We start from the raw sequence: 21,774 nt of genomic DNA, 5'->3' as shown, positions 1-21,774 counted from the left end.
CTGCGCTCCGGTGGCGGATGGGGGCGGGGGCTCATGGCTGAGCAGTCGGATGTCTTTGGGGTGGAACTGCGGCGCCTGCGCACCGCGGCGGGCCTGTCGCTGGCGACGCTGGCGCAGCAGGTCCACTACAGCAAGGGCTATCTGGGCAAGATCGAAACTGGCATCAAGCAACCAGGTGTTGATCTGGCCCGGCGCTGCGACGCGGTTCTCGGAGCCGGTGGACGTCTGGCCTCGCTGGTGGACCAGCCCGCTCCCGCGAGCCCGCCGGCAGCCGTCGCGGCCGACGGCGACGGCGAAGTGTGGGTGATGAGCATGGCTCCGGACGGATCGAGCTGGATGGTTCCGATGCCTCGGCGTGAGGCGATCGCGACGGGCGCGGCCTCGCTGCTCGGGCTGACGCTCGGGGCACCGCGCAGCGCCTCGGCGGCCGCGGCGCACGACGGCACGCTGACGGCGTTCCGCTCGTTGTTCGCCCAGGTCAGGCAGCTGGGGCAGACGACGAGTCCCAGCGTGGTGCTGCCGATGGTGACCGTCCACACCCACACCCTGCGCGGCATGGCGAACGGGGCGCCCTCCCCGGTCCGCGAGCAGCTGCTCGGGCTGGCCGCGCGCTACAGCGAGTACGCGGGGTGGATGGCGCAGGAGGCCGGTGACGACAGGGCCGCGATGTGGTGGACCCGCAACGCGGTGGAGATGGGCGCCGCGGCCGGCGACACCGAGCTCGCCACGTACTCGCTGATCAGGCAGGCGCTGATCACGCTCTACCGCGACGACGCCGTGGGCACGATCGACCTGGCCCAGCAGGCGCAGGCGGCACCGGGCACGTCGCCGCGGGTCCAGGGGCTCGCGGCGTTGCGCGAGGCGCAGGGCCACGCGCTGGCGTGCGACTACGACAACTGCCAGCGGGCACTCGACCGCGCCGCCGCACTGCTCGACGAGGCGGACACGTCGAGCGGCATGGTGATCGGCTCCGCCTCGGTGAGCGGGGCCGACCTGAACAGTCTCGTCGCGGCCTGGTGCCTGCACGACCTCGGCCAGTCGCGCCAGGCGGCGGACGTGCTGGACCGGCAGCTCTCCCTCGTGCCGGAGACCGCCCACCGCACCCACGCCCGCTTCGGCGCCCGCCGCGCCCTCGCCTACGCCGCGGCGGGCGACATCGACCACGCGAGCGCACTGGCCGCGAAGGTCCTCGACGCCGCCGACCTGGTCGACTCGGCCACCGTCCGGCAGGACCTGAAACGCCTGGCCCGCCTGCTCGGCCGCGAACGCGATCACGCCGCCGTCCGCGAGGTCCACCCCCGCCTGAACGCCGCCCTCCGCAGCCCTGTTCTCTGAACGACGGACCGATCACTGATGTATGCACGATGGGGGCGATGAGGTGTCCGATGCCGCGATCTTCCAGCGCAGGTTCGAGGCGCTGGCGGCGAACGTCGAGGACTTCATCCGAGGCAAGCCCGAGGTGGTCCGGCTGGCGCTGGTGTGCCTGCTGGCCGAGGGACACCTGCTGATCGAGGACGTGCCGGGCGTGGCGAAGACGTCGCTGGCCAAGGCGATCGCCCGCTCGGTGGCGGGTGCGGAGGTGAAGCGCATCCAGTTCACCCCCGACCTGCTGCCCTCCGACGTCACCGGCGTGCAGGTCTACGACCAGGGCCGCTCGCGCTTCGAGTTCCGGCAGGGCCCGGTCTTCACGAACATCCTGCTGGGCGACGAGATCAACCGCGCCTCGCCGAAGACCCAGTCGGCCCTGCTCGAGGTCATGGCGGAAGGCCAGGTCACGGTCGACGGCCGCCCGATGGCGGTGCCCTACCCGTTCCTCTGCATCGCCACCCAGAACCCGGTGGAGCACCAGGGCACCTACGCCCTCCCGGAAGCCCAGATGGACCGGTTCATGATGCGCGTCAGCATCGGCTACCCGGAGGACCTGGCCGACGAGGTGAGCATCCTCGCCTACGGGGTGACGCGCCGCCGTCCGGAAGAACTGAAGTCCGTCATGGAGCTCGACGACCTCCGCCTGATGATCCGGGCCGTCCGCGACCAGCGCGTCGCCGACAACCTCCGCGAGTACGTGGCCCGCCTGATCCGCGCCACGAGGGTGCATCCCGACGTCGAACTGGGCGTGAGCCCGCGCGGCGGCATCGCCCTGGTGACCGCCTCCCAGGCCTACGCCCTGGCCGCCGGCCGCCCCTACGTCACCGCCGACGACGTCAAGGCCGTGGCCGTCCCGGTGCTCAACCACCGCCTGCTGCTCACCCCGGAAGCGCGCATCCAGCAACGCACCACCGAGTCGGTGCTCAACGACGTCCTGGCCGGCGCGCCGGTCCCGGCAGGCCGGTGAGCGCTGTGCTGACCAGATCCGGGGCCTGGACGGCGGCTGCCGCCGTGGGCCTGGTCGCCCTCGGCACGTGGACCGACTACCCGGAACTGGTGACGCTCGGCCTCGCCGCGGCGGGTGCCCTGCTGGTGGCCGCCGCCTGGCTGGTGGCGACACCCCGGCTGACGGTGGTGCGGGAGGTCCGGCCGAGACGCGTGTTCGAGGGCGGCGCCGCCCAGGGCACGCTGACCGTGACGAACGTGGGCAGGCGCGGCAGCCCGCCGCTGCTGGTCAGCGAGACGATCGGCGGACACCGCACCACCGTCGCGGTGCCCGCGCTGACGGCCGGCCACAGCTGCACGGTCTCCTATCCGCTACCGGTGGCACGGCGCGGCCGCTACGTGATCCCACCGGTCGCGCTCGGCCACTCCGACCCGTTGCGGCTGCTGCACCGCGGCCGCGCGTGCGGGGGTGAGCTGGTCGTGCACGTCTACCCGCGCGTGCATCTCCTGGCCACGATCACCGCCGGCGGGCCGCAGGACACGGACGGCCAGACGACCGGCAACGCTCCGCTGGGCGGCGCGGCGTTCCACAGCCTGCGGGAGTACACGCCGGGCGACGACTGGCGACGCATCCATTGGGGCGCAACGGCTCGCACCGGCACGGTGATGACCCGCCACGTGGTGGTGCCTGACGAGCCGCGCCAGCTGGTCGTGCTGGACACCAGCTCCGCGCCCTACCACGGTTCGCTGTTCGAGGACGCCGTCCGCGTCGCCGCGTCGTTCTGCGTGGCGGCCGAGCGATCCGGGCTGCCGCTTCAGCTGCGCACCACCGGTGCGGCCGAGAGGGAGTCGAGCGGTACCGCGCTGGAGTTTCTGTCCACTGTGGAGCCGGACAGCGCCGATCGGGGACTCGCGGCTCTGTCCGGCCTGGTGCGGGACGTCGTCTCCGACACGCAGGGCGTCGCACTCGTCATCGTCACCGGCCGCTTGGACGCCGACGCCGCGCAGCTGCTGATGTTGCTGCGCCACAGGTTCCTCTCGGTCAGCCTCGCTCAGCTGGTCTCGCCGGACTCCGCCCTCCCGCCGCGGCCGCGCGGTGTGCTCGCGGTCGCCGCGCCGAGCAGCGAACGGTTCGCCGCCGGCTGGAACCGGCTGGTGCTGCGATGAACTGGCGGAGGTTCGCACGGGGTGGCCCGGTCGCCGAGGTGGTGCTCGCGATGGTGGCGTCGGCCGCCGGAGCACTGGTGTACCAAGGCTTCTTCGTCACCGACGAGCACCTTCTCGTGCTCACGCTCGCGTGCCTCGCCGGCGGTGTGACGGCCACGCTGGGCCGCCGGCGGGCGTGGATCACGCCGGTGCCGGCGGTCGCGGGACTGGGCCTGGTCCTGGTCTACGGCGTGTTCGGCGGCGACAGCTCGGCCGTCCTCGACGGGGTGCGCGGCAGCTGGCACCGCCTGCTCACCGTGACCGTGCCCGCTGACACGTGGGGCGAACTGCTGGCGGCACCGACACTGGTGGCGTGGGCGGCGGCGTTCTCGTCGGTCCTGCTCGTCCTGTGGACGCGGAGCGCGCTGGCGCCACTCCTGCCGCCCCTGGCGGGCTTCCTGTTCGCTCTCTTCGTCGTCGGCAACCAGGCAGGCGGGCACCCGTTCGCCACCGTCGTGTTCCTGGTCGCCGCGCTGATCCTGACCGCGATCCGCACTCACCGCGGCACCGGGGACGGCGCCGTGCGGCTCGAACGCCGGTCGCCCAGAACGGTCGCAGCGCTCGTGGCCGCCGCCGCGATGGTCGCCGCCAGCGCGGCGTTCGGCCTCGTGGGTGGGCAGGTGCTGCCCCTGGCGTCCGGTGAGCACCGGTTCGATCCGCGCGACCGGCTCGCACCGCCGGTCGTGCACGCCGACGCCCTCACCCCGCTGGCGCAGCTCAAGAAACAACTCAACGAGACCCCGCCCCGCCCGTTGTTCACCGTGCGGACGACCCCCCAGTCCGCCGCGCAGATCGACCGGGTGCGCACCGCCGCGCTGGACGCGTTCGACGGCACCACCTGGACTTCGACCGACACCTATCGCGTGGCCGGGAGCCGCCTCTCCGTCGATCCCGCGCTGGTGCGCCGCAGGCCCGTGACGGCGCGCATCGAGCTGCAGGAGCTCTCCGGCCCGTACCTGCCGGTCATCGGCTGGCCATCCCGGTTGCACGTGCCCGGCGAGACCAGGGGCCGGTTCGGGTTCGACCCGGACTCGGGCGTGGTGGTGAGCACCGGCCACACCTCGGCGGGGTTCAGCTACGAGGTCACGGGCGAGGTCCATTCGTGGGACACCGACCTGGCAACGGCCGCGACGACGGCGACCCGCTCGTCACCGCTTCCCCCCGGTGTCCCGGAAGCCCTGCGCACGCTGGCCGCCACGGCTGTGCAATGGCACGACAGCAGGCTCGCGCGCAACCGGCTCGACGCCCTGGAACAAGAGCTGCGGAGCAAGCCCTACCTGATGAATCGGCCACCGGGGCATTCCTACGCCGCCATCGCCCGCGCGCTGGCCGAAGGGGACGCGGGCGGCGGGTACGCGGAGCAGTACGCCGCGGCGTTCACGGTGATCGCCAGGATGTGGGGGTATCCGGCCAGGGTCGCGGTCGGATACCGCTTGCGCCCCGCCGGGGACGGGGTCTTCCAGGTCACCACCGCCGACGCCCACGCATGGTCCGAGGTGCACTTCGCCGGGTACGGCTGGATCGCGTACGAGCCCAGCTCCCTCGACGACACGAGCACGGGGAACCCGCCGTCGGAGGCACCCAGAGTGGTCCCGCCACCGCAACTCTCACCGTCGCCCACCACGCCGTCGCCCGCACCGCAGGCCGACGCGCAGCCCGCCGAAGCGCCGGACGACCGCGGGTTCCGCTGGGACAACGTCCTGAACGGGACCTTCGTGCTGGTGCCGTCGGCGGTTCTGCTGGTGCTGCTCACGGGTGGGCTCGTGGTGCTCGGCAAAGCCCGTCGCCGCAGACAGCGGCGCCGCGCTCCCGACCACGCGGTACGGGTGATCGGCGCGTGGCACGAACAGCTCGACCGGCTGACCGAACGAGGCATCTCACCGCCGGTCTCGCTCACGTTCCACGAGGTGGCTCAGCACGTGCGCGACACGCTCGGCAGCGCGGCGAACCCGATCTGCGCGACCGCGGAACTGGCGACCAAGGCGATCTACGCGCCGGAACAACTCGACCGGCCGGACGCCGACCAGGCCTGGGAACTGGTGGAACGACTGAACGCCGAGCTCTACCCGGGACGCATGTCCGCGGCACGCCTTCGCGCCGCACTGGACCCACGTCCGCTGTGGACTTCGTGGATGGTCGCGCGACGCAGGCGACAGGCAGGCGAAAGCCTGGAAATGGGGCGATACAGATGAAATCGAGAGACATCGGAGTCGCGCTCGCCTCCGTCGCCGTGATCGCGGCGGCTGTTCTGGTGGCAGGGCCGGGTTACGAGACCTCACAGGCGCGGATGTACTCCGGCGCGGCCTGGCTGCCGTCCGGCCGAGTCGGCGAGGTGACGCTGGTGAACGGCGCTTCCGCCGAGGTGACGGCCCGTGTGCCGGTCGCAGGCGCGGGCGCGGTGCTGAACGTGGCCCAGCAGGCCGGCGCCGCCTTCGTCCTGAACGAGCAGACCGGTGGGTTGAGCCGCATCGACACCGCCACCGAACGGCCCACCGCACCGGTGCCGGTTCTCCCCGCGAGCGACGGGCTGGTCGTGCTGCCAGCTCCGGACACGCTGCACGTGGTCGATGTCCACAGTGGAATGACTGCTTCCGTCGACCCGGCGACGCTGACGCCACGAGGAGAACCGCGGCGGCTGGCGGCGGCGATCAGGCCGGGCAACGTCGGTGTCGACGAGAACGGCCGGTTGTGGGCGATCGACGACACGACCGGTGACCTGGTCTGGCTCAGCGACGGGCAACGACGGACCCGTTCTGCCGCAACGAAGAACGGTCACCTGACGATCACCGACGGCCGGCCTGCGCTGGTGGACCCGGAGCGAGGCGCAGCGGAGTTGCTCGACCCCGAGACCGGTGAGGTGGCGAAGTCGGTACGGCTTGACGCGCGTGTTGACGACACGGCGGTGATCGGAGGTTCCACCGGCCAGGCGCGAGTGCTCATCGCGACCGGCAGCCGGGGCGAGCTGGTCTCGTGCGCGTTCGACACCGGCTGCACCGAGCCCGTGCCGGTCAGCTCCGCGGGCGCGGAGCTCGGGACGCCGATCGAGGTCGGCAACGACGTCGTGGTTCCCAACCACTCCACCGGGCAGGCGACGATCGTCGATGCCGCCACCTCCCGGGTGGTCGCCCAGCGCCAGCTGTTCGACAAGCCGACCCGGTTCGAGCTGGTCGCCAGGGACGGCATCCTGTTCTTCAACGACCCGAACGGCGACAAGGCCGGGGTGCTGGACCTGGCGGGCGACGTCCGGACGATCACCAAGTACACGGACGGCCCCACCACGGACGAGGCCCCGCCCGCACCGGATCCGCGGGCGCAGGCGCAGGCGCAGGCGACGAAGATCGACCACCGGACGCAGCAACCGGGCCTGGGACTCCCCGTCCGGGCGAGCTCGACGCCGCGGGCGAACCCACCACCGCGGGCACCGGAGATCACCCCGTCCATCGTGGTCCGGCCGGGCAATCGCGGTGTGGTCGGAGACGAGTTCGAACTGACTCTGCTGCTCCGGCCCGCTGCCACCGCCACCACCCGCTGGTCGTTCGGCGACGGAACGGAGGCTGCGGGCGCCACCGTCCACCACCGCTGGCACCAACCAGGCAGCTTCACCGTCCGTGCCACCGCAACCCTCGGCGAGGGGCGCACAGCGGAGTCGGAGACGGTGGTGACCGTGGTTCCGGCAGAGGCGCCGCCGGGCATCAGCCGGATCGACTTCCGGCGGCCACGGCCGGTGATCGGCGAGTCGGTGCACTTCAGCGCGGACACCACGGGGCGAGCCGACCGCTGGCGGTGGACCGTGACCAGGCCCGGCACGACCACGCCCGTGGTCACCGCGGACACAACCGAGTTCGACCACAGGTTCGCCGCGCCGGGTGTCTACACCGTCTCGCTCACCGTCACGAGCGGCACGCGGACCGCGCAGTCGTCCCGGCAGCTCAAGGTTTCCCGGGGCGCGGTCAAGGCCTGGGGCTCCAACCTCGCGGGCCAGACGGATGTTCCGCTCGCGGCGTCGAGTGGCGTGGTCGCGATCGATGCCGGGGCCGACCACAGTCTGGCGTTGAAGGCGGACGGCTCCGTCATCGCCTGGGGCGAGGGCGGACTGGGGCAGACAGACGTGCCGCTGGCGGCGACCAGCGGAGTGATCGCCATCGCCGCCGGCACCGGCCACAATCTGGCGTTGAAGGCGAACGGCTCCGTCATCGCCTGGGGCGACGACCAGTACGGCCAGTCGACCGTTCCGCCTCAGGCCATGCACGACGTGGTCGCGATCGCCGCCGGCGGCGGCCACAGCGTGGCGTTGAAAGCGGATGGCTCCGTCCTCGCCTGGGGCGACAACTTCGTCGGTCAGCTGGCCGTTCCGCAGGAGGCCCTGAGCGGCGTCACCGCGATCGCCGCGGGCGGCGGCCACAGCCTGGCGCTGAAGACGGACGGCTCCGTCCTCGCCTGGGGCAGCAACTTCGCCGGTCAGTCGACCGTTCCGCAGGAGGCCCTGACCGGCGTCACCGCGATCGCCGCCGGCACCGGCCACAGCCTGGCGCTGAAGCCGGGTGGCTCCGTGATCTCCTGGGGCCGGCCCGAATGGCCTGCGGAGGCCGGCCGCGGAGCGGTCGACCTGTCTGGGGGTGTCCAGCACTCCCTGGCGACGATGGCGGACGACGAGCAGGAAGTACCGCCCGCAGCCCGGACCGGCGTCATCTCGTTCTCCACCAACTTCGTGCACAGCCTCGCTGTGAAGACGGACGGCTCCGTGGTCGGCTGGGGCAGCAACGTGGACGGAGAGGCGTCGCCACCACCCCAGTACAACCGCGGCGTGCTGGCCGCCGCCGCCGGCTGGCACTTCAGCCTGGTCGTGGTGGAAGGCCTCGACTGACGGAGCTACGAGTAGCGGGCACGGGTGGCCTGGCGCAGCTCGCGCCAGGCCACCGCGACCCGCTCCGGGTCGCCGCCGAACGCCCCTGCCCGCAGCAGTGCGGAGTCCGCGTTGAGGCGGGCGATGTTGCGTTCGTAGATGACGTCGTCGACCCGGTCGAGGCGCACGGCGAACTCGCCGAGCGAGGAGAACGCCCCGTCGTGCAGCTCCAGCAGGCTGCGCAGGAACTCGTAGTCCGCGAACGCCCATTCGAACGCGCTGCCGTCGACGACGTTGAAGAACACCCGGCTCAGCACCTGCCGCAGCTGCACGCTCAACGCCTGATGCGGCGGTGCGCCACCCCACGCGGGCAGCGCCGCAGCGTGCCGCGGGTCGACCACGTTGCGCAACGCGAGGAGGCGCAGCACCGGCGTGGACCGCCCGTCGGTGCCGATGACCGAGGTCTGGCAGAGCAGCCGGTGGACGAGGTCCTCGCGGCCCGCCTCCACCGCGGCCACGCCGATCACGTAGACCAGCAGCAACGCCGGATAGGCCGCGGCGTTGACCCACACGTCCTGTGCGCCGCGGTAATGCGGCGAAGGGCGCAGGAAGCGTTCGGCCAGCGTGACCCACAGGTCGTCGTGCCGCCGGTCGCCGGATCGCACGCCGATGGCGACCAGCCGCAGCAGTGGTGCCAGGTCGTGCTCGTAGCCGGTGAGCCGTTTCTCCAGCTCCGCGGGAAGTTCGCGGTCGTCGAGGTGACCCGAGGTGGGGTAGCGCGCCTCCGTCAGCAGGTCGAGCACCGCCGCTGCCGCCGCCTGCACGCGTTCGCTCACCGACTGGCCCACGGGCTCGGTCAGGGCACGCCGGAACTCGGTGACGGTGCTGCGCAGCTCGCCCTCGGCCGGCCGGTGCTCCCGCGCCACCGCCGGCGCCGCCTTCGCCGTGACCAGTTCCGGTACCAGCTCGACCAGCTCGTCCACCAGGCGCGGGAGGTCGAGATCGTCGCTGCGGTGGTGGATGCGCAGGTACTGGCAGCGCGCCAGGCGCTTCAGCGCGTCCGGCAGGTCGGCTTCGGTGAGCGGGTCGATGCCGTCCATCAGCACGGGGATGACGCGCAGCCCGTACTGGAAGGCCTCGGTGATCTCGCGACGCACCCAGTCGTCGGCCTTGTCGAGTCTTCGGACGCCCTCGCGATCCACGGCGCCGACCCAGCGGGGGCCGATGAGCGCCAGCAGCACCTCGCACCGGCGCAGCCCGCTCAGGATCTCGCGGGAGAAGTCCTCGCCGAGGCGGATCGACTGGCTCGCGTAGAACACCTGGTCAGCACCGAAGCGCGCGCTCAACTCCCGCTTCACCAGGGCAGCAGCCCATTCACCGTCTCCGGTGCGGTAGTTGACGAACACGCCAGGCATTGCCCAAACCCTCTCATGGGGAGCTCCGGTGTGGAGATTACTGATCGCCGGTCAGCTGGTCCGGTGGACCTCGGTGATCTCGCGGCTCTCCTCGGCCAGCGCCTTCTCCGCGACCATGGTCGGCGCGCGCCAGTGCTCGTTGCGGACGGTGAGCTCGCCGGTCTTGTGGTCGCGGCCGGAGTCGATGTTGGAGTGGAGGATGCCGGTGCCGCCGAAACCGACCCACCACACACGGGCCTCCGAGACGGTGGAAGATGACGAGGTGAGCGCGCCCAGGCGAGGCCGGCCCACCGGTCCCACCGGGCCGGTGATCGGCCGTGCGCTCCAGCTGCTCGGCGCGTTCGACGCGGAGCACCGCGAGCTGACGCTGAGTGAGCTCGCCCGGCGGGCGGACATGCCGTTGTCGACCGCGCATCGGCTGATGCACGAGCTCTGCGAGTGGGGTGCCGTCGAACGCGGTGGCGATGGGCTGTACCGGATCGGCCTGCGGTTGTGGGAGCTCGGCTCGCTCGCGCCGCGTGGTCCGGGCCTGCGCGAGACCGCGCTGCCGTTCCTGGAGGACCTCTCCCTGATCACCCGGGAGAACGTGCAGCTCGCGGTCAGGGAGGGCACGGAGGTCGTCTTCGTCGAGCGGATCGCCGGATCCGGCGCGGTGCCGGTGCTCACCCGCGTCGGCGGCCGGTTCGCGCTCACCGCCACCGGTGTCGGCCTGGTCCTGCTCGCGCACGCTCCCGTCGAGGTGCAGGAGGAGGTGCTGGGCGGCTCGATCGACCGGTACACCGAACGGACCGTCACCGATCCCGCACAGCTGCGCCGGATGCTCGCCGCCGTGCGGTCGAACGGCTTTTCGATCAGCGACCGGCAGGTCACGATGGACGCGCTGTCGGTCGGCGCGCCGATCCACGACCGGCGCGGCCAGGTCGTCGCCGCGGTGTCGCTGGTCGTGCGGCACGGCAGCACCACACCGCATGCGCTCGCGAGGCTCGTGCGCACCAGCGCCCAGGCGATCTCCCGCGCCCTCTCGGCCTAAGAGCTTCCATTTTCCGGAAACCGCGCTACGGCGGAAGCGGTGGTCTGGGTCACGCTGTTGCTCCCCACCACGAATTAGGAGCGCCGATGACCGGCTTCCCTCGCGACCAGTGGTACGTCGCCGCCTACGGGTCCGAGATCGAGCACGACCTGTTCACCCGCACCATCTGCGGCGAGCCGATCCTGTTCTGGCGCACCAGGGACGGAGCCGTGACGGCCATGCCGGACCGGTGCGTGCACCGCCGTTTCCCGTTGTCCCAGCCGCCTTCGCGGCTCGTCGACGACCAGGTGGTCTGCGGCTACCACGGCTTCACCTACGACGCCGGCGGCAAGTGCGTCGCCGTCCCCGGGCAGACCCGGATCCCGCGCACCGCAAGGCTTCTGCCGTACCCCGTCGTCGAGCAGGACTCGTTCGTCTGGGTCTTCATCGGCGACCCGGCGAACGCCGACCCGACGCGGATCCCGCGCGCGCCGTGGCTCGTGGCATCGGACTACACGACGGTCTACGGCATGGAACCGTTGAACGCCAGGTACGAGCTGCTCGTCGACAACCTGCTGGACCTCTCGCACGAGACGTACCTGCACGGCGGTTACATCGGCACGCCGGAGGTCGCCTCCACCCCGATCACGACGGAGGTCGACGAGGACGCGGGCATCGTCTACGTCTCGCGGCACATGGACGACGCGGAGTGCCCGCCGTTCTACTCGAAGTCGACCGGCCTGCAGGGCAGGATCGCGCGCTGGCAGGACATCGAGTACACGCCGCCGTGCCTGTACAAGCTGCACAGCCGCATCGCGCCGGTGGGGTCCGTGCCCAACCCGGACGGAAGCGACCCTGACGCGTTCCACGTCGAGGTCGTGTACGCGATCACGCCGGAGACCGAGACCTCGACCCACGACTTCTGGGCCGTGGCAAGGGATTTCGCGCTCGGCGACGAGGAGGTCTCCGCGTTCCTCGCGGAGAACAACCGCACTGTCGTGATGCAGGACGTGGTGGCGCTGAACGTGCTGGAGAAGGTCATCGCCAACGAACCGGAGGGCTACCAGGAACTGTCGATCAACATCGACACCGGCGGGCTCGCCGCGCGGCGGATGCTCAAGCGCCTGGTCGAGAAGTCGTGAACGCGCTCACCGGCAACCGCGTGTTCCGCATCCACTGGGTGCTGGGCACCGACCGGCTCCGGGCGGTGTGCCACTGCCAGGCGGAGCGAGAGTTCGAGGATCCGGTCGAGCTGTGGGAATGGCTGCTCGACCACCCCGTGGGACACACGCCATGAAACTGTTGCTGGAGAACAAGGAACCGATCGCCGACGGCGTGGTGCTGCTGACGCTGCGACATCCGGACGGCGACCCGCTGCCGGCCTGGGCACCGGGCGCCCACGTGGACCTGGTGCTCGCCGACGGCCTGGTCCGCCAGTACTCGTTGTGCGGGGATCCGTCCGACACCTCGGCCATGAAGGTCGCCGTCCTGCGTGAGCTCGACGGGCGCGGTGGCTCGCGGCACGTGCACGACGTTCTCGCCGCGGGCCAGCTGATCGAGGTGGGCGGGCCGCGCAACCACTTCGAGCTCGTCGAGGCGAAGCGCTACCTGTTCATCGCGGGCGGCATCGGCATCACGCCGATCCTGCCGATGATCGCGCGGGTGGAGGCGGCCGGTCACGACTGGCGGCTGGTCTACGGCGGCAGGACGCGGTCGTCCATGGCGTTCCGCGACGAGCTGGAACGCCACGGCTGTGCCGAGATCCACCCTCAGGACGAGCACGGCCTGCTGGACCTGGAGTCGTTGCTCGGCCGGCCGGAGGAAGGCACCGCGGTGTACTGCTGCGGCCCGGAACCCCTGCTGGCCGCCGTGGAGGAGCACTGCGCGGAGTGGCCCGACGGGACCCTCCACATCGAACGGTTCGCGCCGAAACCCGATGCGGCACAAGGGCCTCGGCACGAGTTCGAGATCGAGCTGGCACAAACCGGAACCGTGCTGCGGGTGCCGGCCGACCGGTCAGTGCTCGAGGTCGTCGAGCAGGCGGGCGTGTCCGTGCTGTCGTCCTGCCAGGAGGGCACCTGCGGCACCTGCGAGACGATCGTGCTCGGCGGCGAGCCCGATCACCGCGACTCCGTTCTCACCGCGGAGGAACAGGAGTGCGGCGACGCGATGATGATCTGCGTGTCCCGGTCGCGCTCACCGCGCCTGGTGCTCGATCTCTGAGCACGGCACGGCCGCGCACGAGAAACACTTGACAGTTCAACAAAGCAGACCCATGCTGTCTATATCAGGATTCCTTATATTCGTGATCCTGATACCAGCGCTCGACGAGGAGCAGAACCATGCGTGGCCACTAGGAGCCGGAGAGAGCGGCGCGGCACCTGTTGAGCAGGTCGTGCAGCGCGGTTCGCTCGTCCTTGTTGAGCCTGCTCACCATCCGTTCCTCGATCGCCGCGACCTCGGCGGCGTGCTCGTCCAGGAACGCCCTGCCCTTGTCCGTGAGGCTGATCAGCAACCTCCTGCCGTGCGCGGGGTCCTGCTCGCGGACGATCAGCTCACGCCGCTCCAGTGCGGCGACCATGTCGGTCATCGTCTGCGCGGTCACGAACGAGTGGCGCGCCAGTTCCGCTGACGTGAGGCCGTCACGGCCGGCCAGCACCGTCAGCGCGGTGTACTGCAGGGTCGTCACGCCGGCGGGACGCAGCACCTCGTCCATGAGGGCGCGCACCGCGAGCTCCACCTGCTTCACCTCGTACATCAGCGACGGTCGCAAGCGCCTCACCTTCCCCATCTGCACTCCCCTCTCCCCTCGAAGCCTGTCACAGGAAGGCAAACCCACCATGACCACACTGGACGACCGGCCGGCCGCAACGCTGCTCCGCCCCGACGTCAAGCCTGGCAGGTTGTTCATCGGGGGGCAGTGGCAGGAGGCAGCGGAAGGCGGCCGGATCAACGTCGCCGACCCCTCCACGGGTTCCGTCGTGACGTCCGTCGCCAGGGCGGGGACGGCGGACGTGAACGACGCGGTGGACGCGGCCCGCGCGGCGTTCGACGGCTGGGCGGCTACACCCGGCAGACACCGCGCCCGGATCCTGCACCGCGTCGCCGACGTCATCCGGGCCAGGGCGGACGAGCTGGTGGCGGTGGAGAGCCTCGACGTCGGCAAGCCGGTCGCGCTGTGCCGCCCCGTCGACGTGGAGACGACCGCCGAGCAGTACGAGTACTACGCGGCGCTGGCGCAGAGCATCGACGGCGCGACGCGGCAGATCCCCATTCCCGCGCACGCCTACACCCGCCGCGAGCCGGTCGGCGTGGTCGCGGCGATCACGCCGTTCAACTTCCCGCTGATCCTGTCGAGCTCGAAGATCGCCCCCGCCCTCGCGGCCGGCTGCACCGTCGTGCACAAGCCGGCCGAGGACACCCCGCTCAGCGCGTTGCTGATGGCCGAGATCCTCGCCGAGGCCGGCGTGCCGGCGGGCGTGGTCAACGTGGTGACCGGCTACGGCGCCGAGATCGGCGAGCACCTGCTGCGCCATCCCGGCATCGACAAGGTGGCCTTCACCGGGTCGACGGCCGTCGGCAGGCACGCGGCGAGCGTGGCGGGCGCACAGCTCAAGCCGATGACGATGGAGCTGGGCGGCAACGCGGCGCACATCATCTTCGAAGACGCCGACCTGGACAAGGCGATCGGCGCGGCCATCAAGGGCTTCGTGTTCAACACGGGCCAGTTCTGCATGGGCGGCCCCAGGTTGCTGGTCGCGTCACCGTTGTACGACGCCGTCGTCGGCGCGCTCGCCGGCGCCGTGCCGCACGTCCCGCTCGGCGACCCGTTCGACCCGGCCACCGTGATCGGCCCGATGGCCGGCGAACGCCATCTGTCCAAAGTGGAACGCTATGTGGCGCAGGCGAAGGAGGCCGGCGGCCGGATCGTCACGGGCGGGCAGCGGGCGGACCGGCCCGGCTTCTTCTTCGAGCCGACGGTGATCGCGGACCTGCCGGACACCTCCCCCGTCGTGCAGGAGGAGATCTTCGGCCCGGTGCTGACCGTGCAGCGGTTCGACACCGAGGACGAGGCGATCGCCATGGCCAACGGCACCTCCTACGGCCTCGCAGCTGGTTTGCAGACCGAGAACCTCGCCCGCGCGCACCGCGTGGCCGCCCGGCTGCAGGCGGGCATCGTCTGGGTCAACGACTGGGCGATGCTCGACCCCGCGATCCCGTTCGGCGGCGTCAAGGACTCCGGGTACGGCCGGGAGTACGGCCCGGAAGCGCTCGCCTCCTACACCAGGACCAAGTCCGTCGTCATCTCGCTCGCCTGACCCCGCAGGAGAAACCCATGCCCACAACAACGACAGCGGCCGTGGTCGAGGCCGCCGGTTCCGGGTTCACGCTCGCCGAGGTGACGCTGGACGACCTGCGCCCCGACGAGGTGCGCGTCCGCGTCGTCGCCACCGGCATCTGCCACACCGACCTCGGCGTGGCGGGCGGCCACCTGCCGTTCCCGCTGCCCGGCGTGCTCGGCCACGAGGGCGCTGGTGTCGTCGAGGAGGTCGGCTCCGCGGTCACCAGGGTCGCCGCGGGTGACCACGTCCTGCTGAGCTACACCTCCTGCGGCCGTTGCCAGAACTGCCGCGCAGGGCATCCCGCCTACTGCGACACCTGGCTGCCGTCGAACCTCATCGGCGGCGAACGGGCCGACGGGACGTCGCCGATCTCCCGCGGCGGCGTCCCGCTCGGCGGTCACTTCTTCGGGCAGTCGAGCTTCGCCCACCACGCCGTCGTCGACGAGCGCAGCCTGGTCAAGGTCGCCGCCGACGCGCCGCTCGACCTGCTCGCGCCACTCGGGTGCGGGGTCATGACCGGTGCCGGCGCGGTCTGGAACGTGCTGGCGCCGCGGCCCGGCGCCACGCTGCTCGTCACCGGAGCGGGGGCGGTCGGCCTCTCGGCGGTCATGGCGGCACGGCTCACGCCCGCGACCCGGATCATCGCGGCGGACCGCGTGCCGCGGCGGCTGGAGCTGGCGGCCGAGCTCGGCGCCACCGACACCGTCGACACCACCCACCAGGACCTGGGCGAGGCGGTCGCGAAGCTCACGTCCGGCCGCGGCGTCGACGGCGTCGTGGAGACCACGGGCAACGCCGGCGTGCTCGGCACGGCGATCTCCTCGCTCGCGAGCCGGGGCACCGCGGTGATCGTCGGCGCGCCCGCGTTCGGCACGCAGGTGCCGTTCGACGTGAACTTCATGCTGCCCGGCCGCCGCGTCACCGGGCTCACCATGGGCGACGCCGAGACGCAGTCGCTGATCCCCGCGCTCGTCGAGCACGTCACCACCGGCCGCCTGCCGATCGACCGGCTCATCACCCACTACGCGTTCGACGAGATCGGGCAGGCTGTCGACGACGTGCTGACGGGCACGACGATCAAGCCAGTGCTGCGGCTGGGGTGAGGCGGCGATGATCGGACCGGCCAACCCCGGCGTCGGCAGCTGGCCGGCCCGGCGTGCGCGCATCTCCCCGCACCGCACCGCGCTCGTGCAGGCGAACCGGACGCTGACCTACGCCGAGCTCGCGCACCGCGTCGACCGGCTGGCGGCCGTGCTGACCGGACTCGGTGTGCGGCGCGGCGACCGGGTCGCCTACCTCGGGGTCAACGACGTCAGCGTGTTCGAGACGCTGTTCGCGACCGCGCTGTGCGGGGCGATCTTCGTGCCGCTGAACTACCGGCTGTCCGGCGCGGAGATCGGTTACATGCTCGCCGACTGCGGCGCCTCCCTGCTCGTGCACAGCGCGGACGCCGACGAGCTCGTCGCGTCGTCCGGACCGCTGCCGCGCGTGCTGCGAACCGCCGACCTCGACGCGGAGACAGCCGGTGAGCCGCCCTCGGCGGAGGTGACGCTCGACGACCCGTGCCTGCTGCTCTACACCTCCGGCACGACCGGCAAACCGAAGGCGGCCGTGCTGACGCACGGCAACCTGACCTGGAACACGGTCAACCAGCTCGCTCACTTCGACGTCCTCAGCACCGATCGCGCGCTGTGCATCGCACCGCTGTTCCACTGCGTCGGCCTCGGCCAGATCACCCTGCCGACGCTCTTCAAGGGCGGCAGCGTCGAACCAGTCGCCAGGTTCGACCCGGGCGTGATCCTCGCGCGCATCTCCGAAGCACGGATCACCGGTTTTTCCGCCGTACCAACGATGTTGCAGATGATGTGCCAGGCCTCGGCCTGGGACACCACCGACCTCAGCTCGCTCACCTGCGTGCTCTACGGCGGCTCACCGGTGCAGGAGCGCGTCGCGCGGGCGTGGCTCGACCGCGGCGTCCGGCTGCTGCAGGGCTACGGCATGACCGAGGCCTCCCCCGGCGTGTCGATGGGCACCCACGAGGGCACCCCGGCCCACCCCGTCTCGGCCGGTGTCCCGCACTTCTTCACCGACGTCGCCGCACTCGGCCTGGACGAGCGCGTCGCACCGCTCGGCACGCAGCCAGCCGAGCTGCTCGTCCGCGGCCCCAACGTGTTCGCCGGCTACTGGAACCGGCCGCAGGAGTCCAGGGACAGCTTCGTCGACGACGAGTGGTTCCGCACCGGCGACGTGGTCCGGGTCGACGACGACGGCTGGACCTACGTCGTGGACCGGGTGAAGGACATGATCATCTCCGGCGGCGAGAACGTCTATCCCGCCGAGGTCGAGGCCGTCGTCGTGCAGCTCGACGAGGTCGAGTCGTGCGCGGTGGTCGGCGTGCCCGACGAACGCTGGGGCGAGGTCGGCGTCGCCTACGTCGTGGTTCGCACGGATCTCGACGAGGACACGTTGCGCAAACACCTCGAAGCCAACCTGGCCCGCTACAAGGTGCCCAAGCACCTCGTCTTCGTGGATGCCTTGCCGCGCAACGCCACCGGCAAGGTCCGCCGCGTCGAGCTGCGGGCGCGAGCCGCAGCCACCTTCGCCGGCAACTGACTCCTCACTCGTCCGCAATGGATTCGAGCACGCCGGCGGCGAGCTCACCGGCCTGACGCTCCCACCCGTGCCGCAGCGTGCGGAACCGTTCCGCGGCACGGGTCCCCGGCCATCCCTCCGGCAGCAACACGGACGGCAGCACCGGATCACGCCGGATCAGCAGCAACCACTCGGCACCCAGCAGGATCCGCCGCGACAGTTCGTCGAGATGCCCGAACGCCCCGTCCGCCCACCGCACCAGGAAGTCCTCGTAACCCGCGGCGATCGCCGGCAGATCCCAGGCCTCCGCGGCGATCCGCGCGGGATCGGCCCACATGAACGCCTCAGCGCGGAACACCTCGGCGCGGTCGAGCAGGTCGAGCTCGGCCAGCGTCGCCGAGACGTCCGCGGCCGACGTCGAGACCCACAGGCCGCTGCGCAACGGCCCGAAGCCGAACCAGCCGAGCCGGGTGCGCAGGGCGTGCCGATCCGCGCGCCTGCTTTCCGGGACGGAGAACGACAGCAGCGTCCAGCGGCCGTCCCAGTGCTGGTCGACGATTTCCCCCTCGAGCTTGCGCTGCCCGTCGTGCAGCACCTCGGTGCCGTGCTCGGTCAGCCCGAGAAAAGCCTGGCGGCCACGGCGGAGCGTGCGGAGCAGGCCGCGGCGGCCCATTCGGCTCAGCGCCGTCCTCGCGGCGTGCTCACCGATGCCGAGCCGCCCGAGGGCGGCGACGACGCCCACCGTCGACACGGCCACACCGCGATCGAGCACGTGGTCGCCGAACAGCGCGAGTGCGGCGGTTTCGGGGCGCACGGCGGAGCCGGCCACGCCACCGTCCGGAGGAGTCAAAGCTGCTGACATCGGACCATTATTCGTCGAATGACTCGCCACGTCATTCGTCAAAAGATTGACGGCCGTCACAAATCTGAATACCTTCGGTGGTCCGGAATCCCTGAACCGGAGGTCGATGATGACCGCGCGCAAAACCCTCATGACACTCGTCAGCGCCCTGATCACCATGATCGGCGTCGTACTCGCACCACAGGCGTCCGCCGCGTCGCTGGTGGAGGTGACCAGCTTCGGCGACAACCCCGGCCGGATGCGCATGCACGTCTACGTACCGGACACCCGCCCCGCCAAGCCCGCGATCGTGGTCGCCATGCACGGCTGCGGCGGCTCCGGCCCCGCCTTCTACGCCGGCAGCGAGTTCGCCTCGCTCGCCAACAGGCACGGGTTCATCGTCATCTACCCGAGCGCACAACAGGAAGCCGGGTTCGGCAAGTGCTTCGACACGTGGTCCGACGCGGCGAAGCGGCGCGGCGGCGGCAGTGACCCGGTTTCGATCGTGTCGATGGTGACCTACGTCCAGCAGCGCTACAGCGGTGACCCGAACCGCGTCTTCGCCACCGGCTCGTCGTCCGGCGGCATGATGACCAACGAGATGCTCGCCCTCTACCCGGACGTGTTCAAGGCGGGTGCGGCGTTCATGGGCGTGCCCTTCAACTGCTTCGCCAACGCCGCCGACTTCCCGCCCGGCCGCAGCAAGTGCACTGGCGGGAGCATGAACCGCACGCCGCAGCAGTGGGGCGACGCCGTCCGGCAGGCCTACCCCGGCTACACCGGCCCACGCCCGCGGATCCAGCTGTGGCACGGCACCGCCGACTTCCTGGTGCCGTACTCCCTGCTGGAGGAATCCATCGAGCAGTGGACCAACGTGTTCGGCCTGAGCCAGGCACCGACGTCCAGCGACACCCCGCGTCCCAACTGGAACCGGCGCCGCTACTCCGACAAGGTCGAGGCCTACAGCATCCAGGGCGCAGGGCACAACCTGCCGTCCGCGGGCATGGCCGCCGTCGCACTCCAGTTCTTCGGCATCACCAGCTGACCTGGGAAAGGCCGGCCCGACGCCAGTACCGCTGGCGCCGAGCCGGCCTTCCGGACTCAGTTGATCTGCTAGCCGAAGTTCACGTCGCTGCACCACATGTAGGTCTGGTCGAGGTGCGAGGCCTGCCAGATCGTGAACACGATGTGGTGGCCCCGGTACGAGCCGTTGGTCTGGACGTTGAACCTGATGTCCTTGGCAGGGGCGAACCTTCCGGTCGTCGTGACGAGATCGAGGTTGCCCCAGCCGAGACTCTGCGTGGTGGGGTCGTACCCGTTCTTGCTCACGTAGACGCGGAAGTAGTCAGCACCGTGACTCGCCTGGTCGTACAGGTGCATCGTGAAGCTGGCCCCCACGCTGGTGGTCTTCCACCGGCCCGGGGTGTTCAGCGAGTTGTTGCGCGCCAGGGCGTTGCTGCAGAGCTGCCCGTTCGGCGTGGACCCCTGGAAGTTCCCGCGGAGTCCGTCCCGAAGCGCGCTCATCCAGTTCCACATGGTGTCGGCGTTGGCCTGGAAAGCCTGGTAGCACATGGGGTCCTGCTCACGCATGGCAGGGTTCGTGTGCTGACTGCCCCACGTCTTCCAGCATTGGTAGGCACGGGTGGCCGGGCTGACGATGGTGCCGTGCGCCGAAGCCGGCTGCGCCCACAGGAAAGTGCTCGCCAGCATGCCGATGACCAGCGCGATGACGCCACGCCGTCTGGTAGCGGACCTGGAGGTGGTGCGGACACGCATGAATGAGCCTCCATTCTCCGATGATCGAACAGCAGCAGCGGCGGAATGGGAGCGCTCCCAGAACATCAAGCCTACAGGTAACTCTGCGAAACTTCAATGAAACATTCAGTCACGCCTGGTCAGCACTTCACCCAGTAGTTCGGCGAGGTCTGACGGACGCTGCTGCTCGTGAACGTGTTCCACAAACCGAGGGCCTGGCCGGAGCCCGTCGCGTAGGTCTGCCCCGCGACGGCGTAGGCACGACCGGCCGTGGTGTGTGCGTAGTTGCTCGCGGTCACGCACTCAGGAACCGGCTGCGTCGTCGTGGTCGTGGGCGGCTGCCCACCGCTCATCGCCTTCACCATGTTCACCACGGCGGTCATCTGCGGCCCGGTCTTGAGCGCGTACTGGGCGGACTGGTACCCCCACCAGTCCCAGCAGCCGCGCGGGTTTCCGGCCATCGTGGTCACCTGCGGGTAGAGCACGATCATGTTGTTGGTGTCGGCGTACTCGTTGAGATATCCCTTGTCCATCAACGCATTGCCCACCAGGCCGTAGTACTGGTAGCAACCGTGCAACGTCACCATCAGCTTGCAGGGCCCGGTCTCGCACGCCCGCGGCACGTAGGCGAAACCCTCACGCCCCATGCTGACCGCCGCCGCGTTGCCGCCGGGCACGTACCCGCTCTGGTCGAACTGGACGAGCTTGCCGGACAACGCCGAAGCCGCCGGGTTCACCTGCCCGAACAGGTGCCCGAGCATCTCCCCGACCGGATCCGAGGTCCCGCACTTGTTGACGTACGGCGAAGACGTGGACCCGCAACTGTTCGACCCGATCGGACTGACCCAGGCATGCCCGGCCGCGGTCGTGTTGTTGTAAGCGACCCGCGCACCGAAGTCGCGGTAGTAGGTGGCGAGATCGTCGTTCACCACCCGGTCGACCGTCTGGTCCGCACCGCCGTGAAAGAGCCAGACCGGGTCACCAGCCAGGTTCTGCGGCGAGTCGACGCTGCCCGCCGCAGCCCGGTTCCTGGTGAGCTGCTCCAGTTCGGCCGGCGTCTTGCGCACCTGGTACGTGTCCATGCACGCGTACAGAGCGGTGTTCAAGTTGTTCTGAGCGCAGTCGTAGGCACCGGCGGAGAAGATGCCCGCGCCCTGGAACAGGCCGGAGTACGCGACGTGGAGCTGGTTGGCCAGGTACCCACCGGACGACAGCCCGCTCACGTAGGTACCGGTGATGTCGTACCTGCCAAGACCGCCGGGCTGCGGTGCCGGAACCGCAGCGGTCGACATCGACAGGGAGGCCGCGGCCAGGCCGGTTGCCGCGGCCAGAACCAGGAACGCGTTCCTCAATCGCATGTGCTCGCCTCCGTCGTTGCAGGCAGAAACCCCTGGACCCGGCCGATGTTAAGAGTCGGTAAAAGGACGGCACGACGGGTGCGATCGACACTTCGAGCT

At 70.7% G+C, this 21,774-nt stretch carries 19 protein-coding genes; 13 read left to right on the top strand and 6 right to left on the bottom strand.

From position 1 onward, the window contains the following. Positions 1 to 33: 33 nt before the first annotated feature. The 5 genes from C8D87_RS21435 to C8D87_RS21415 are packed head-to-tail and all read left to right on the top strand — an operon-like array spanning position 34 to position 8,383. Positions 34 to 1,335, top strand: coding sequence for a helix-turn-helix domain-containing protein (locus tag C8D87_RS21435; protein WP_112228072.1), 1,302 nt, complete (start codon positions 34 to 36; stop codon positions 1,333 to 1,335). 22 nt (positions 1,336 to 1,357) lie between these two features. Beyond that, entirely contained in the window at positions 1,358 to 2,335 is a 978-nt protein-coding gene (locus tag C8D87_RS21430; protein ID WP_109638460.1) for an AAA family ATPase, read from the top strand. Positions 2,336 to 2,340: 5 nt separating this feature from the next. After that, complete coding sequence (locus C8D87_RS21425; RefSeq protein ID WP_170166524.1) at positions 2,341 to 3,480, top strand: DUF58 domain-containing protein; 1,140 nt, start codon at positions 2,341 to 2,343, stop codon at positions 3,478 to 3,480. Then, positions 3,477 to 5,711, top strand: coding sequence for a transglutaminase TgpA family protein (locus C8D87_RS21420; protein ID WP_112228070.1), 2,235 nt, complete (start codon positions 3,477 to 3,479; stop codon positions 5,709 to 5,711). Before C8D87_RS21425 ends, C8D87_RS21420 begins: the two co-directional genes overlap by 4 nt. Beyond that, the gene (locus C8D87_RS21415; protein ID WP_112228069.1) at positions 5,708 to 8,383 is read left to right on the top strand and encodes a PKD domain-containing protein; all 2,676 of its coding nucleotides are present in this window, start codon (positions 5,708 to 5,710) and stop codon (positions 8,381 to 8,383) included. The genes C8D87_RS21420 and C8D87_RS21415 overlap by 4 nt, the downstream gene beginning before the upstream one ends. 5 nt (positions 8,384 to 8,388) lie before the next feature. On the opposite strand, the gene C8D87_RS21410 is transcribed toward C8D87_RS21415, so the two are convergent. Then, positions 8,389 to 9,777 (bottom strand): toll/interleukin-1 receptor domain-containing protein, encoded by a 1,389-nt coding sequence (locus tag C8D87_RS21410; protein WP_112228068.1) that lies wholly within the window; start codon positions 9,775 to 9,777, stop codon positions 8,389 to 8,391. A 51-nt stretch (positions 9,778 to 9,828) separates the two neighbouring features. Further along, complete coding sequence (locus C8D87_RS21405; RefSeq protein WP_112228067.1) at positions 9,829 to 10,008, bottom strand: hypothetical protein; 180 nt, start codon at positions 10,006 to 10,008, stop codon at positions 9,829 to 9,831. On the opposite strand from C8D87_RS21405, the gene C8D87_RS21400 reads away from it, so the two are divergent. The 4 genes from C8D87_RS21400 (at position 9,977) to C8D87_RS21385 (ending at position 13,009) form a co-directional block, all read left to right on the top strand. After that, positions 9,977 to 10,807, top strand: coding sequence for an IclR family transcriptional regulator (locus C8D87_RS21400; RefSeq protein ID WP_112228066.1), 831 nt, complete (start codon positions 9,977 to 9,979; stop codon positions 10,805 to 10,807). The two genes, C8D87_RS21405 and C8D87_RS21400, sit on opposite strands and share 32 nt — an antisense overlap. Before the next feature lie 86 nt (positions 10,808 to 10,893). Beyond that, the gene (locus C8D87_RS21395; RefSeq protein ID WP_112228065.1) at positions 10,894 to 11,928 is read left to right on the top strand and encodes an aromatic ring-hydroxylating dioxygenase subunit alpha; all 1,035 of its coding nucleotides are present in this window, start codon (positions 10,894 to 10,896) and stop codon (positions 11,926 to 11,928) included. Continuing rightward, the gene (locus tag C8D87_RS21390) at positions 11,925 to 12,083 is read left to right on the top strand and encodes a hypothetical protein (protein ID WP_109638452.1); all 159 of its coding nucleotides are present in this window, start codon (positions 11,925 to 11,927) and stop codon (positions 12,081 to 12,083) included. Before C8D87_RS21395 ends, C8D87_RS21390 begins: the two co-directional genes overlap by 4 nt. Further along, positions 12,080 to 13,009, top strand: a complete 930-nt coding sequence (locus C8D87_RS21385) for a PDR/VanB family oxidoreductase (RefSeq protein ID WP_170166523.1) — start codon at positions 12,080 to 12,082, stop codon at positions 13,007 to 13,009. The genes C8D87_RS21390 and C8D87_RS21385 overlap by 4 nt, the downstream gene beginning before the upstream one ends. Before the next feature lie 130 nt (positions 13,010 to 13,139). On the opposite strand, the gene C8D87_RS21380 is transcribed toward C8D87_RS21385, so the two are convergent. Beyond that, positions 13,140 to 13,559: a MarR family winged helix-turn-helix transcriptional regulator gene (locus tag C8D87_RS21380; RefSeq protein WP_233439803.1), complete on the bottom strand. Its 420-nt coding sequence runs from the start codon at positions 13,557 to 13,559 to the stop codon at positions 13,140 to 13,142. Between the two features lie 67 nt (positions 13,560 to 13,626). Between C8D87_RS21380 and C8D87_RS21375 the strand changes: the two genes are divergently transcribed. From C8D87_RS21375 to C8D87_RS21365, 3 genes are read left to right on the top strand one after another with little or no spacing between them, the layout of a single operon-like run. Then, a complete protein-coding gene (locus tag C8D87_RS21375) occupies positions 13,627 to 15,105 on the top strand; it encodes an aldehyde dehydrogenase family protein (protein ID WP_109638450.1) in 1,479 nt (492 codons plus the stop codon). Between the two features lie 17 nt (positions 15,106 to 15,122). After that, positions 15,123 to 16,232: an NAD(P)-dependent alcohol dehydrogenase gene (locus tag C8D87_RS21370; protein ID WP_109638449.1), complete on the top strand. Its 1,110-nt coding sequence runs from the start codon at positions 15,123 to 15,125 to the stop codon at positions 16,230 to 16,232. A gap of 7 nt (positions 16,233 to 16,239) precedes the next feature. Next, positions 16,240 to 17,742 carry an acyl-CoA synthetase gene (locus tag C8D87_RS21365; protein ID WP_233442222.1) on the top strand — a complete coding sequence of 501 codons (1,503 nt, stop codon included), beginning with the start codon at positions 16,240 to 16,242 and terminating at the stop codon, positions 17,740 to 17,742. Between the two features lie 4 nt (positions 17,743 to 17,746). Here C8D87_RS21365 and C8D87_RS21360 read toward each other — a convergent pair whose 3' ends face one another. After that, positions 17,747 to 18,583 (bottom strand): PaaX family transcriptional regulator, encoded by an 837-nt coding sequence (locus C8D87_RS21360; RefSeq protein WP_170166522.1) that lies wholly within the window; start codon positions 18,581 to 18,583, stop codon positions 17,747 to 17,749. Between the two features lie 130 nt (positions 18,584 to 18,713). Here C8D87_RS21360 and C8D87_RS21355 point away from each other — a divergent pair, with 130 nt between their 5' ends. Beyond that, the gene (locus tag C8D87_RS21355) at positions 18,714 to 19,607 is read left to right on the top strand and encodes an extracellular catalytic domain type 1 short-chain-length polyhydroxyalkanoate depolymerase (protein WP_112228062.1); all 894 of its coding nucleotides are present in this window, start codon (positions 18,714 to 18,716) and stop codon (positions 19,605 to 19,607) included. 68 nt (positions 19,608 to 19,675) lie between these two features. Here the strand turns inward: C8D87_RS21355 and C8D87_RS21350 are convergent, their stop codons facing one another. Then, a complete protein-coding gene (locus tag C8D87_RS21350; RefSeq protein ID WP_112228061.1) occupies positions 19,676 to 20,338 on the bottom strand; it encodes a lytic polysaccharide monooxygenase auxiliary activity family 9 protein in 663 nt (220 codons plus the stop codon). Between the two features lie 119 nt (positions 20,339 to 20,457). Beyond that, complete coding sequence (locus C8D87_RS21345; protein ID WP_109638445.1) at positions 20,458 to 21,675, bottom strand: extracellular catalytic domain type 2 short-chain-length polyhydroxyalkanoate depolymerase; 1,218 nt, start codon at positions 21,673 to 21,675, stop codon at positions 20,458 to 20,460. Positions 21,676 to 21,774 lie beyond the last annotated feature (99 nt).

It is taken from the genome of Lentzea atacamensis, from assembly GCF_003269295.1.
Classification (GTDB): Bacteria; Actinomycetota; Actinomycetes; order Mycobacteriales; family Pseudonocardiaceae; genus Lentzea; species Lentzea atacamensis.
Note: the sequence above shows the minus strand (reverse complement) of the source record. Positions and strands in the feature narration are given on the sequence as shown.

Bases quoted from the DNA above. Each gene is read 5' to 3' on its own strand.
- C8D87_RS21435 (WP_112228072.1), top strand. From the start codon at position 34: ATGGCTGAGCAGTCGGATGTCTTTGGGGTGGAACTGCGGCGCCTGCGC.
- C8D87_RS21430 (WP_109638460.1), top strand. From the start codon at position 1,358: ATGCACGATGGGGGCGATGAGGTGTCCGATGCCGCGATCTTCCAGCGC.
- C8D87_RS21420 (WP_112228070.1), top strand. From the start codon at position 3,477: ATGAACTGGCGGAGGTTCGCACGGGGTGGCCCGGTCGCCGAGGTGGTG.
- C8D87_RS21415 (WP_112228069.1), top strand. From the start codon at position 5,708: ATGAAATCGAGAGACATCGGAGTCGCGCTCGCCTCCGTCGCCGTGATC.
- C8D87_RS21410 (WP_112228068.1), bottom strand. From the start codon at position 9,777: ATGCCTGGCGTGTTCGTCAACTACCGCACCGGAGACGGTGAATGGGCT.
- C8D87_RS21400 (WP_112228066.1), top strand. From the start codon at position 9,977: ATGCCGGTGCCGCCGAAACCGACCCACCACACACGGGCCTCCGAGACG.
- C8D87_RS21395 (WP_112228065.1), top strand. From the start codon at position 10,894: ATGACCGGCTTCCCTCGCGACCAGTGGTACGTCGCCGCCTACGGGTCC.
- C8D87_RS21385 (WP_170166523.1), top strand. From the start codon at position 12,080: ATGAAACTGTTGCTGGAGAACAAGGAACCGATCGCCGACGGCGTGGTG.
- C8D87_RS21375 (WP_109638450.1), top strand. From the start codon at position 13,627: ATGACCACACTGGACGACCGGCCGGCCGCAACGCTGCTCCGCCCCGAC.
- C8D87_RS21370 (WP_109638449.1), top strand. From the start codon at position 15,123: ATGCCCACAACAACGACAGCGGCCGTGGTCGAGGCCGCCGGTTCCGGG.
- C8D87_RS21365 (WP_233442222.1), top strand. From the start codon at position 16,240: ATGATCGGACCGGCCAACCCCGGCGTCGGCAGCTGGCCGGCCCGGCGT.
- C8D87_RS21360 (WP_170166522.1), bottom strand. From the start codon at position 18,583: ATGTCAGCAGCTTTGACTCCTCCGGACGGTGGCGTGGCCGGCTCCGCC.
- C8D87_RS21355 (WP_112228062.1), top strand. From the start codon at position 18,714: ATGACACTCGTCAGCGCCCTGATCACCATGATCGGCGTCGTACTCGCA.
- C8D87_RS21350 (WP_112228061.1), bottom strand. From the start codon at position 20,338: ATGCGTGTCCGCACCACCTCCAGGTCCGCTACCAGACGGCGTGGCGTC.
- C8D87_RS21345 (WP_109638445.1), bottom strand. From the start codon at position 21,675: ATGCGATTGAGGAACGCGTTCCTGGTTCTGGCCGCGGCAACCGGCCTG.